This window comes from Corynebacterium ihumii (assembly GCF_028609825.1).
Taxonomy (GTDB): Bacteria; Actinomycetota; Actinomycetes; order Mycobacteriales; family Mycobacteriaceae; genus Corynebacterium; species Corynebacterium afermentans.
The window spans coordinates 803,611-814,094 of sequence record NZ_CP063190.1; the positions used below are offsets into that span (position 1 = coordinate 803,611).

At 65.2% G+C, this 10,484-nt stretch carries 12 protein-coding genes; 4 read left to right on the forward strand and 8 right to left on the reverse strand.

The window, feature by feature from the left end; translation table 11 throughout:
* Positions 1 to 31: 31 nt before the first annotated feature.
* A complete protein-coding gene (locus CIHUM_RS04060) occupies positions 32 to 562 on the forward strand; it encodes a GNAT family N-acetyltransferase (RefSeq protein ID WP_034999609.1) in 531 nt (176 codons plus the stop codon).
* Here CIHUM_RS04060 and CIHUM_RS04065 read toward each other — a convergent pair.
* The 4 genes from CIHUM_RS04065 to CIHUM_RS04080 all read right to left on the reverse strand — a co-directional run bounded on the left by CIHUM_RS04065 (position 559) and on the right by CIHUM_RS04080 (position 4,726).
* Positions 559 to 2,118, reverse strand: coding sequence for an MDR family MFS transporter (locus CIHUM_RS04065; RefSeq protein WP_273680239.1), 1,560 nt, complete (start codon positions 2,116 to 2,118; stop codon positions 559 to 561). The two genes, CIHUM_RS04060 and CIHUM_RS04065, sit on opposite strands and share 4 nt — an antisense overlap.
* A complete protein-coding gene (locus tag CIHUM_RS04070; RefSeq protein WP_243427162.1) occupies positions 2,112 to 2,720 on the reverse strand; it encodes a TetR/AcrR family transcriptional regulator in 609 nt (202 codons plus the stop codon). The genes CIHUM_RS04065 and CIHUM_RS04070 overlap by 7 nt, the downstream gene beginning before the upstream one ends.
* Before the next feature lie 27 nt (positions 2,721 to 2,747).
* Positions 2,748 to 3,260 (reverse strand): hypothetical protein, encoded by a 513-nt coding sequence (locus CIHUM_RS04075; RefSeq protein ID WP_034999616.1) that lies wholly within the window; start codon positions 3,258 to 3,260, stop codon positions 2,748 to 2,750.
* 65 nt (positions 3,261 to 3,325) lie between these two features.
* The gene (locus CIHUM_RS04080) at positions 3,326 to 4,726 is read right to left on the reverse strand and encodes a class II fumarate hydratase (RefSeq protein ID WP_034999618.1); all 1,401 of its coding nucleotides are present in this window, start codon (positions 4,724 to 4,726) and stop codon (positions 3,326 to 3,328) included.
* Between the two features lie 103 nt (positions 4,727 to 4,829).
* Here CIHUM_RS04080 and CIHUM_RS04085 point away from each other — a divergent pair, with 103 nt between their 5' ends.
* Complete coding sequence (locus CIHUM_RS04085) at positions 4,830 to 5,504, forward strand: CPBP family intramembrane glutamic endopeptidase (RefSeq protein ID WP_051106455.1); 675 nt, start codon at positions 4,830 to 4,832, stop codon at positions 5,502 to 5,504.
* Here the strand turns inward: CIHUM_RS04085 and glpX are convergent.
* Positions 5,501 to 6,511, reverse strand: coding sequence for a class II fructose-bisphosphatase (gene glpX / locus CIHUM_RS04090; RefSeq protein WP_034999621.1), 1,011 nt, complete (start codon positions 6,509 to 6,511; stop codon positions 5,501 to 5,503). The two genes, CIHUM_RS04085 and glpX, sit on opposite strands and share 4 nt — an antisense overlap.
* Before the next feature lie 122 nt (positions 6,512 to 6,633).
* On the opposite strand from glpX, the gene CIHUM_RS04095 reads away from it, so the two are divergent.
* Positions 6,634 to 7,212, forward strand: a complete 579-nt coding sequence (locus CIHUM_RS04095; RefSeq protein WP_034999622.1) for a DUF4245 domain-containing protein — start codon at positions 6,634 to 6,636, stop codon at positions 7,210 to 7,212.
* On the opposite strand, the gene CIHUM_RS04100 is transcribed toward CIHUM_RS04095, so the two are convergent.
* Both CIHUM_RS04100 and xseA read right to left on the reverse strand, forming a co-directional pair.
* Positions 7,181 to 7,465, reverse strand: a complete 285-nt coding sequence (locus CIHUM_RS04100) for an exodeoxyribonuclease VII small subunit (RefSeq protein ID WP_034999625.1) — start codon at positions 7,463 to 7,465, stop codon at positions 7,181 to 7,183. The genes CIHUM_RS04095 and CIHUM_RS04100 overlap by 32 nt on opposite strands.
* 11 nt (positions 7,466 to 7,476) lie before the next feature.
* Positions 7,477 to 8,718: an exodeoxyribonuclease VII large subunit gene (gene xseA / locus CIHUM_RS04105; protein ID WP_034999627.1), complete on the reverse strand. Its 1,242-nt coding sequence runs from the start codon at positions 8,716 to 8,718 to the stop codon at positions 7,477 to 7,479.
* A 95-nt stretch (positions 8,719 to 8,813) separates the two neighbouring features.
* On the opposite strand from xseA, the gene CIHUM_RS04110 reads away from it, so the two are divergent.
* Positions 8,814 to 9,791, forward strand: coding sequence for a 4-hydroxy-3-methylbut-2-enyl diphosphate reductase (locus tag CIHUM_RS04110; protein WP_273680240.1), 978 nt, complete (start codon positions 8,814 to 8,816; stop codon positions 9,789 to 9,791).
* Positions 9,792 to 9,795: 4 nt separating this feature from the next.
* On the opposite strand, the gene CIHUM_RS04115 is transcribed toward CIHUM_RS04110, so the two are convergent.
* The gene (locus tag CIHUM_RS04115; protein ID WP_187370393.1) at positions 9,796 to 10,482 is read right to left on the reverse strand and encodes a DUF6542 domain-containing protein; all 687 of its coding nucleotides are present in this window, start codon (positions 10,480 to 10,482) and stop codon (positions 9,796 to 9,798) included.
* Between the last annotated feature and the right edge of the window lie 2 nt (positions 10,483 to 10,484).

The window sequence follows — 10,484 nt, forward strand, 5'->3', positions numbered from 1 at the left end:
CGCCGTGGTGCGGATCTGGACAATGGGTCGCATGCAAAAATCGGACTTTGCCATCCGGCCCATCCGACCGGAAGACTATCCGCAGGTACGAGCCATCTATGAGATGGGACTACAGACAGGCAACGCTTCTTGGGAAACCAAGGGGCAGAACTGGGAGCAATTTTCCCGCAAGAAGATCATGGAGACCGTCTTCGTGGCGGTCGATGCGGACGACGACAACAAAGTCCTCGGCTGGGTAGGGGCCGCAAAAGCCTCCACCCGCAGCGTGTTCCACGGCGTGGTTGAGGACTCGATCTACACCCACCCGGACGCACGCGGCCGCGGCGTCGCCGGCGCGTTGCTAGACCACCTGATCCAGACGTGCATCAGCTTGCACAAGTGGTCCATCCACTCCTGGATCTTCCCCGAAAATGAAGGATCCGCGGGCCTGCATAAGTCCCGCGGATTCGAAAAGGTGGGCACGTTCCACAACATGGCGCGGATGGCCTACGGCGAGCGCCAAGGCGAGTGGCGCGACTGCGACATCTGGGAGCTGATTCTGCCGATGTCGCGCGACTCCTAGCTCAGGTCTTCTTTGAGCGCCTCCTCGCGCACCGGCAGGAGGAGGACGAAGGCGATAACCGTCAGCGGGACCATGAGTAGGAACACAGGCGTCAGGCCGTCGTTGTAGCTGCTCAGCACCGCTTCCCGGAGGGGATCCGGAAGCTGGGCGACAGTGCCGGGGGTGAGGCTGTTCGCCGCGCCGTCCTGAAACTTCGCGGCGTACGCCTCGCCCTCCGGGCCCAGTTTCGCCAGCGCCTCCGGCAAGCGCTGCTCCAAGTTGTCACGCATGTTGTGGATGAACAGTGAGCCCGAAAGCGACGCGCCAATGGACGAGCCGATCTGACGGAAGAAGTTGTTCGTCGACGTCGCTGTGCCGACGTGCTTGAGCGGGAACGAGTTCTGCACGATGAGCACCAGCACCTGCATGACCAGGCCCAGGCCAAAGCCGAAGATGAACATGTAGATGCCCAGCCTGGTCAGCGACGTGGTGACATCCAGGCGCGAGAACAGGAACAGCCCCAGCGTGGTGATGAGCATGCCAACCAGCGGGTAGATCTTGTATCGGCCGGTCTTGGAGATGATGAAGCCGACCGTCATGCCGGTGACGAGCATGCCGATGACCATCGGCAGCATCATCAGGCCCGCCTCGGTGGGGGTGAGCTGGTGGACCATCTGCAGGTAGGTGGGCAGGTACGCCAGACCGCTGGCCATGGCCAGGCCCAGCACGGTGCCGGCCAGGGTGGTCAGGACCATGTTGCGGTTTTGGAACAGATCCATCGGGATCAGCGGGTTGGTCACGCGCAGCTCCACGAACACGAACGCCACGGCCGCAACCAGGGCGATCAGCGAGGTGGTGATGATGGTGGGGGAGGTCCACTCGTACTTGGTGCCGCCCCACGTGGTGGTGAGGATCAGCGAGGCGGTGGCCACCACCATCAGCGTGGTGCCCACGTAGTCGTAGTGCATGCCCTTGGCGGTCCCGCGGCGCAGGCGCAGCACGGCGGCGCACACGCTCATCGCGAGCAAGCCCAGCGGAATGTTCATCCACAGCGCCCAACGCCAGCCGGGCCCGTCGGTGAACCAGCCGCCCAGCACCGGGCCGAGCACCGAGGACACGCCGAAGACGGCACCCATGACACCCATGTACTTGCCGCGCTCACGGGCAGGGACGACCTCGGCGATGATGGACTGTGAGTTCACCATCATCCCGCCCGCGCCCAGGCCCTGCACGGCGCGGCCGATGATCAAAAGCTCCATGGTGTGGGCGAACCCGCCGATGGTGGAGCCGGCCACGAACAGGCCGATGCCGGTGATGTAGAGCCACTTGCGGCCCAGGATGTCGCCAAGCTTGCCGTTGACCGGCATTGCGATGGTCATGGTGACCAGAAACGCCGAGATGACCCAGCTCATGTGGTCCACGCCGCCGAGCTCGCCCACGATGGTGGGCAGGGCGGTGGCGAAAATCATCTGGCCCAGCGAGCTCATCAGCATGGTCAGCAGCAGGGCCGAGAACACCAGTCCCACGTTCGGCGCGGTGGCCTGGGGCGGTTGTTTGTCCGCGCGGGTTTCTACCATTTCATCTCCTTTGCGTAAACGGTGAGATCGTGTGCGTTTGCCAGTAGTTGTTTGACGGGGTCATCCTGGTCCGGAGGGTGCCACAGGTAGCGGCTCACTGCGCCCTGGAAGAGGATCACGATGAACTGCGTCTCGTCCTCCAGCGTCCCGGGGAACTTGCGGTCCTCGGGGAAGCGCTCGAAGTGGGCGTAGACGGCGCGGCCGACCTCGGTGAGGAAGCCTCGTTTGCGCGCGGCCTCGGCGTGCATCAGCCCCGGGTTGTTTTCCAGTAACTCGTGGCGGCATTTCGCGGCCGGTCCGTCGAAGCGTCCTGGCTCCACCTTGATGGAGCGGATGACAAGTTCGAGCACGTTCTCGCTCGGTGTCGTCTGGATTGCGGCGAGCGCATCCTCGCTGAACGTGAAAGGGAACGAACCTAGGATCGCCTCGTCCTTGGAGTCGACGTAGTTGAAAAACGTGCGCCTGGAAATGTCTGCGGCGCGGCAGATGTCGTCGACGGTGACGTTGTCGTAGCCCTGCGCGCGGACAAGCTTCGCGGCCTGGTCGCGGATGCGTTGCAGCGTCTCGCGCCGCTTCTGCTCCCGGATTCCTTCATTTTGCACGGGGTGCAATATTACACCCGGTGCAATTTAAGGCAAACCGGCCGATAATTCGCCTTCTACCAGGGCAATGTCGTCTTCCAGGTACGTCAGTTTCACAACGCCGGGCGTGCGCTTTTCGACGTCCCAACGGCCCTGTCCGTCATTACACCCCTTCGTCAACGGGATGGATTCGCCGCCCTCGCCGATCAGCGCGGTGCAGCCAGTCAGGGGATAGGTCACCGAGGCGGTGCCGCCGCCGAAGGTCGCCACCGCGGGCCACGCCTTGACCTTCGCGTCATCCTCCAAACTGTTCAGGGTGCCGGTAAAGGTGCCCGATATGGACTCGGTGGCGGCCGGAGGATCGTCGATAGGCTGCGGCTGCGCAGTCACCGTGACGGTTTCCGGCACCTCATTGACGGGCGCGGGTTTCGGGTTGGCGTACCAGTAGGCCGCCGCGAGCGCGACGCCGATGATGGCGACGATGAGCGCGAGCACCCCGCCGACGACCCACGGCTTGTTCGGCCCGCCCGCGGTGCGCAGCTCGGAGAAAGAATCAGGCATGGAAAAGCCCCCAGCAGGTTGGTTGATGTGCTGGGGGCTGATTCTAGCTAGGTGTGAGTTGTGGCCTAGTTTCGGTCAGTGTTGGCCATGGACAGCACGTCGAGGCGCTTGTCTAGCTCTTCCTCGGTGAGCTTCTCGCCGTCCACGAAGCCGAGGTCGATGGTGGCCTGGCGGATGGTGATGCCCTCCTTGACCGCGTGCTTGGCAATCTTCGCAGCGTTTTCGTAGCCGATTGCGGAGTTCAGCGGGGTCACGATCGACGGGGAGGACTCGGCCAGCGTGCGCATGCGCTCCTCGTTCGGCTCGATGCCGTCGACAAGCTTGGTGGCGAACTGGCGGGCCGTGTTCGCCAGCAGGCGGGAGGACTCGAGCACGTTACGCGCCATCATCGGGATGAACACGTTGAGCTCGAACTGGCCCTGGGTGCCGCCGAACGCGACAGCCGCGTCGTTGCCGATGACCTGCGCGGAGACCTGCGTTGCGGTCTCGCACAGCACCGGGTTGACCTTGCCCGGCATGATGGAGGAGCCCGGCTGCAGGTCCGGCAGGTGGATCTCCGCGAAGCCGGCCAGCGGGCCGGAACCCATCAGGCGGATGTCGTTGGCGATCTTGTACAGGGACACGGCCACGGTGCGCATCGCGCCGGAGAACTCCACCAGGCCGTCGCGGTTCGCCTGCGCCTCGAAGTGGTTCTTCGCCTCGGACAGCTGCTCGATGCCGGTGAGCTTGATCAGCTCCTCGGTGACCTTGCCGCCGAACTCTGCCGGGGTGTTGATGCCGGTGCCCACGGCGGTGCCGCCGATGGCGAGCTCGCCCAGGCGCTCCAGGGTGGCCTCGACGCGTGCGACACCGAGCTCGATCTGGCGGGCGTAGCCGGAGAACTCCTGGCCCAGGGTCACCGGGGTGGCATCCATGAGGTGGGTGCGGCCGGACTTGACCACCTCGTGCCACTGATTGGCCTTCTTCTCCAGGGACTCCTGCAGCACCTTCAGCGCCGGGATGAGGTCGCTGGCTGCGGCCTCGGTGGCGGCGACGTGGGTAGCGGTGGGGAAGGTGTCGTTGGAGGACTGGCCCATGTTCACGTGGTCGTTCGGGTGGACCTCAACGCCGTTTGCCTTCGCAATGGAGGCGATGACCTCGTTGGTGTTCATGTTGGAAGAAGTGCCGGAGCCGGTCTGGAACACATCGATGGGGAACTGGTCGTCGTGCTTGCCGTCCGCGATCTCCTTCGCGGCAGCGATAATCGCGTCCGCCTTCTCGGCGTCCAGGTTGCCCAAGTCCTTGTTTACCTGCGCACACGCGGCCTTGAGCAGGCCGAGCGCGCGGATCTGCTGGGACTCCAGGCCGCGGCCGGAGATGGGGAAGTTCTCCACGGCGCGCTGGGTCTGGGCGCGCCAGAGCGCGTCCTTCGGCACCTTGACCTCGCCCATCGTGTCATGTTCGATGCGGTATTCCTGATCAGCCATGATTGTCCTTTACTTCTGTCGCGTGCACGCTGCGCACGGTAAAGTGCGCGCGTGCCTTTCCACTGCACGATTATGCACCAACCGGACATAGCGAGGAGATGAAATGCCCGAACCGCAGGCCATGAAGCCCCCCACTTTGAGGGACGCGTTGGTGGGGCTCGCGTGCGTGATCGTTGTGGATGCCTTGCTGATAGGCCAAGCCTTTCTCATGCTGCGTTTGGAAGCCGGCAAGTCCACGTTGCTTGCGGCGTTTCCGGTTATGAGCCTTGTGGCGTTCGGCGTGCCTACGGTTGCGCTGCTGCGCTACCTGAAACGACGCAAAATTTCGCTCGGTTTCAACCGGCTCGGCGCGAAAGGATGGCACCTGCTCTGGGAATTCCCGGTCGCGGTGCTGTTCGCCGGGACAGCGGCGTCGTTGATCGGCCCGCTCGTCGGGTTCGAGTCGACAGAGAAATCCACGCTGAACGACGGCACGAGCCTTGGCATCATGCTCACGCTGGCCACATACCTGTTAATTGGGCCATTCCTGGAAGAAATCGTTTTCCGGCGCCTGCTGATGGGATATCTCGACACCGTGGCCCCGGCGCTTGTCAGCGTGGTGGTGAGCTCGGTGATTTTCGGCATCGCACACATCGCTCCAGCAGCGATGATCTACACCGGATTTATGGGGATTGCCCTCGCCCTAACGACTCGTTGGCACAAGTCGCTCTGGGCGGGGTTCCTCGTTCACTTTTGCAACAACCTGCTCGTGCAGATCGCGGTGCTCAGCGGGGCCTAGTTCTCCGGCTCGGTGTAGTCCACCACGGAGTAGTCCTGCAGCTTGGCCAGCTGGTGCTGGGACTCCACGAAGCGCACGGTGCCGGACTTCGAGCGCATCACCAGCGAACGGGTGGTCGCACCCGACTTGCGGTAGGTCACGCCCTGCAGCATGTCGCCGTTGGTGACGCCGGTGGCGGCGAAGTAGCAGTTGTCGGAAGTGACCAGGTCGTCGATGCCCAGCACGCGATCCAGGTCGTGGCCGGCGGCGAGGACCTTTTCGCGCTCCTCGTCGTCCTGCGGAGCGAGCATGCCCTGGATCTCGCCGCCCAGGCACTTCAGGGCGCAGGCCGTGACGACGCCCTCCGGCGTGCCGCCGATACCCATCGCGATGTCGATGCCGTTGTCGGGTTGCGCCGCGGCGATGGCACCCGCGACGTCGCCGTCCATGATGAAGCGGACTTTGGCACCGGCGGTGCGGATGTCGTCGACAAGCTGCTTGTGGCGCGGGCGATCAAGCACAACCACCGTGATGTCGGCGGGGCGCACGCCCTTCGCCTCCGCGACTGCCTGGATGTTCTCGGCTGTCGACTTCGTGATGTCGACCGCGCCGACCGCCTCCGGGCCCACAGCAATCTTGTTCATGTAGAAGGCGTCCTGAGGGTTGAACATGGAGCCGCGGTCGGCGGCCGCAATGACGGAGATCGCGTTCGGGCGGCCCTCGGCCATCAGGCGGGTGCCGTCGACCGGGTCCACGGCGATGTCCACGGCGGCGCCGCGGCCGGTGCCCACCTGTTCGCCGTTGAACAGCATCGGGGCCTCGTCCTTCTCGCCCTCGCCGATGACGATCACGCCGTCCATCTCCACGGAGTTGATCATCTTGCGCATCGCGTTCACGGCCGCGCCGTCGCCCTCGTTCTTCTGGCCGCGGCCCACCCAGCGGCCGGAGGCGAGTGCGGCGGCCTCGGTGACGCGCACCAGCTCCATCGCGAGGTTGCGGTCAGGGAAAAGTTCGGACTGTTCGGTCATGGGCAGGCCTTCCTAAGCATGAATCACAAAAAGACCCCTCTATTGTGGCACTACCATCCGCGTTAGTGCCCGTTCTTCCCACCTTTAAGGGGGACGCGGGGGCGCATGCCATACTGATCGGCGTGGCTAGCAACAAAAAACCCCGCATCTTCCAGGACGGACGAGACATCGCGATCAACTCCGTGCTCATTGTCGTGCTGATGGTCGTCGCCGTCGGCGCGACCGGGCTGTGCTCGTTTAACCCCGGCACGCCTGAGCAGGGGCCGGTCCAGGAGGTCGACGCGAAGACCTTCCTCGATTTGGAGGCGCGCGGCGTGGACTTCGCTGTGCGCTACCCGGAGATGCCGGAAGGTTGGGTCACCAACTCCGCGCGCCGCACCATGCTGGGCGGCCAGCCGGCGCCGACGGTCGGCTGGGTCACCCCGGACCGCGGCTTCATCCAGCTCACCCAGACCGGTGCCGACGCGAAGGAAGCGGCCGAGGGCGCGGACGCGAAGCCGCGCACCTTAGACCGCACCGAGGACGTCGACGGCCGCAGCGTGGAGGTCTACACCTCCGACGAGAAGGACGTGCGCGACCTGTGGGTCGTCGACGCCAGCGACGCCCGCCTGGTGCTCACCGGCGCCGGGGAGGCCCGTGAGTTCGAGGAGCTGATCTCGACCGCGCTGGCTACTGCTCCGATTGAGCATCCGGCGAGCTAGCGTTACCGCCCTGGCGGGAGCCGATGGCCTCCTCGACGCGCTGGGAGGCGCCGTCGAGGAGCACCTCGCACCGCTTCGCCAGCGCCTCGCCGCGCTCCCAGTACTTCAGCGACTCGTCCAGGCTCATTTGGCCTAACTCGAGGATCTTCACGGTCTCAATGAGCTCGTCGCGGGCCTGCTCGTAGCTCAAGGTGGCGGGATCCGGCAGCGCGTTGTCGTTGGCCTGGCCGGTGCCGAAAGAGTTCTCAGTCATGCTTTGTGTTCCTAATCTGCTTGCGTGGTGGACATGGAGGCGGCGGTAATGGAGCCGTCGCCGACGCGGATGCGCAGCTGCGATCCGGGCGGGGATTGGTCGATGGAGGTGACAACTTCGGCGTCTGAGCCGTCGCGCGGCAGCACCTGCACCACGGCGTAGCCGCGGGCAAGCGTTGCCGAGGGGCCCAAGGCGGAGACCTGGGCGCGCAGCCCGCGCACGTGCTGCGTTTCGCGCTGCAGCAGGTGGCTCACGTCGCGGCGGATCAGAGCGGTGGCACGCTCGATCTCCTCGCGGCGGCGGTTGATGGCCATCATCGGGTCAGCGAGCGCGGGGCGCGTGCGCACCGAAGTCAGGCCGTTGCGTTCGCGTTGGACCCATCCGCGCAAGGCGGCGGCCATTCGGGCCCGCGCTTCGTCGATAAGCAATCGCTCCTGCGCCACGTCGGGGACCGCGCGCTTCGCCGCATCGGTCGGGGTGGCTGCGCGCACGTCCGCGACGTTGTCCAGCACCGGGTTGTCCGGCTCGTGGCCGATCGCGGAGATCACAGGAGTGCCAAGCTTAGCGACGGCACGCTGCAGCGCCTCCTCCGAAAAGGGCAGCAGATCCTCCACAGACCCGCCGCCGCGGGCGACGATGATCACGTCCACCTCGGGGTCCGCATCGAGCTTCTCGAGCGCCTCGATCACCGCAGGTACGGTGGTCGGGCCCTGGACCGGGGTGTTGATGGTTTCGAAGCGCACCTGCGGCCACCGGCCCTGCGCCACGGAGTGCACGTCGCGCTCGGCCGCGGAGCCGCGGCCGGTGATCAAACCGACCTTCCTGGGCAGGTAGGGCAGCGGCTTCTTGCGCGCGGGGTCGAACAAGCCCTCGGAATCGAGCTGCTTGCGCAGCGCCTCGATGCGCGCCAGCAGCTCGCCCGCGCCGACGTGCCTGATCTCCGTGACGCGCATAGAGAAGGAGCCGCGGCCCGTATAAAAGGACGGTTTCCCCAGCACGACGACGCGGTCGCCGTCGTTGAGCGGCACCTGCATGCCCGTGAGCAGCGAAGTCTCCGCGGTGAGCTGGACGCTGGCCTGCTCCTGGGTGTCGCGCAGCGTGAGGTAGGAATACCGCCACGTTGGCTTTGTATTGACCTGGGTGAGCTGGCCCTCGATCCACAGCCAGCCGAGGCGTTCAATCCAACCCCTCACCGACGTGTTGAGCTTGGACACCGACCACGGCGATTCCGGCGAGCTCTTCGAATCTGCCACCGCATGCTCCTTTCCATTAGACGGATGCCACGTTACCCGGCGAGCCGACACCGCCCGCCTATTGTTTTTGACGCTGATTAGTTAGGGTTGGTTCCATGACAGATCAGGGTAAAAAAGTCCTCCTCGCATCCCCCCGCGGCTACTGCGCTGGTGTCGACCGCGCAGTGGAGACCGTAGAAAAGGCCCTGGAGAAGTACGGCGCACCCGTCTACGTGCGCAAAGAGATCGTGCACAACAAATATGTCGTGGAAACGCTGCAGGAGCGCGGCGTGATCTTCGTCGACGAGACCGACGAGGTGCCCGAAGGCGCCCATCTGGTGTTCTCCGCCCACGGCGTCTCGCCCGCGGTGCGTGACTCCGCCAAGAACCGTAACCTGCTCACCCTCGACGCTTCCTGCCCGCTGGTGACCAAGGTGCACAACGAGGCCAAGCGCTTCGCCCGAGACGGCTACCACATCCTGCTTGTCGGCCACGAGGGCCACGAGGAGGTCGAGGGTACCGCCGGTGAGGCCCCGGAGATTACGCATCTTGTCGACGGAGTGGACGGCGTGGACCGCCTTCCCGACTTCCCGGAAGACCAGAAGCTGGTGTGGCTGTCCCAGACCACGCTGTCGGTAGACGAGACCATGCTCATTGTGGACAAGCTGCACGAGCGCTACCCGAACCTGGAAAACCCGCCGAGCGACGACATCTGCTACGCCACCCAGAACCGCCAGGCCGCGGTCAAGGAGATCGCCCCGCGCTGCGAGCTGGTTATCGTGGTCGGCTCCCAGAATTCCTCGAACTCCCGCCGCCTGGTCGAGGTGGCGCTGGAGGCAGGCGCGAAGGAGTCGCACCTGGTGGACTACGCCTCTCAGGTCAAAGACGAGTGGTTCGACGGCGTTTCCACCGTCGGCGTGTCCTCGGGCGCGTCCGTGCCGGAGATTCTGGTCAAGGAGCTGGTGGAGGAGCTCGCCCGCCGCGGCTACGCGGACGCGGAGGAAGTGACTACCACCGTGGAGACCATCACGTTCTCCCTGCCGCGCGATCTGCGCCTGCCGCGCCGCGAAACCCCGGCGGTAGCCCAGGGCTAGAGCGTTACCCCTTGTAGAGGTCCTCGCCGAGCCGGTCCGCGATCGAAGTGGAGCCGGACCGCGGGGACCTTTTCTGTGTGCGCTCGGCCCGCTGAGTGCGTTCAGTGCGCTTCGCGCTGCGTTCCGTATCCGCGCGGCGCAAAAGCTCGTCCACCGACACGGCCTTGGCGCGCTCGCGGGCGCGGCGACCTTCAGAATTCGTGCGGCGGTTGCTGCGGTTGATCCGGGTGCGCTCAACGGTTTCGCGGCGCACCAGCTGTTCGTTGTGGCGCTTGATCAGGCGGATGCGCACGAACGCGATGATCACCGAGCCGAGCGTGACGGCGAACAGCACCGGGAACAGCTCGGTGACCGGGTAAAACACCAGGAGCAGCGCGGCCTTGCCGGAGGCGCCGCCGGCAGCGATCTCGTTGCGCGACATCACCCAGCCAGCGACCACCACCGCAATCACGAACAAGATCGGCGCGCTGGCCACGTTGAGGAATAGGCCGCGCGGATTGACCAGGGTGGACACCACAATCACCGCGACGGCGTAGAGGGCCAGAAACGGCCAGCCGATCACGCCGGTGGACAGCGAAAGCAGCGCGCCAGTAAACAGCGCGGCGAAAACGATGCCAATGCCGGACCCCGTGGGCAACCCGTGAAACGTTGCGGACGGGGAGGTTGAGTTCCGGTGAGAGACATGCGACACGC

What these genes read in the sequence shown, in the direction of transcription:
- CIHUM_RS04060 (WP_034999609.1), top strand. Translation starts at nt 32, where the DNA reads ATGCAAAAATCGGACTTTGCCATCCGGCCCATCCGACCGGAAGACTAT.
- CIHUM_RS04065 (WP_273680239.1), bottom strand. Translation starts at nt 2,118, where the DNA reads ATGGTAGAAACCCGCGCGGACAAACAACCGCCCCAGGCCACCGCGCCG.
- CIHUM_RS04075 (WP_034999616.1), bottom strand. Translation starts at nt 3,260, where the DNA reads ATGCCTGATTCTTTCTCCGAGCTGCGCACCGCGGGCGGGCCGAACAAG.
- CIHUM_RS04080 (WP_034999618.1), bottom strand. Translation starts at nt 4,726, where the DNA reads ATGGCTGATCAGGAATACCGCATCGAACATGACACGATGGGCGAGGTC.
- CIHUM_RS04085 (WP_051106455.1), top strand. Translation starts at nt 4,830, where the DNA reads ATGCCCGAACCGCAGGCCATGAAGCCCCCCACTTTGAGGGACGCGTTG.
- glpX (WP_034999621.1), bottom strand. Translation starts at nt 6,511, where the DNA reads ATGACCGAACAGTCCGAACTTTTCCCTGACCGCAACCTCGCGATGGAG.
- CIHUM_RS04100 (WP_034999625.1), bottom strand. Translation starts at nt 7,465, where the DNA reads ATGACTGAGAACTCTTTCGGCACCGGCCAGGCCAACGACAACGCGCTG.
- CIHUM_RS04110 (WP_273680240.1), top strand. Translation starts at nt 8,814, where the DNA reads ATGACAGATCAGGGTAAAAAAGTCCTCCTCGCATCCCCCCGCGGCTAC.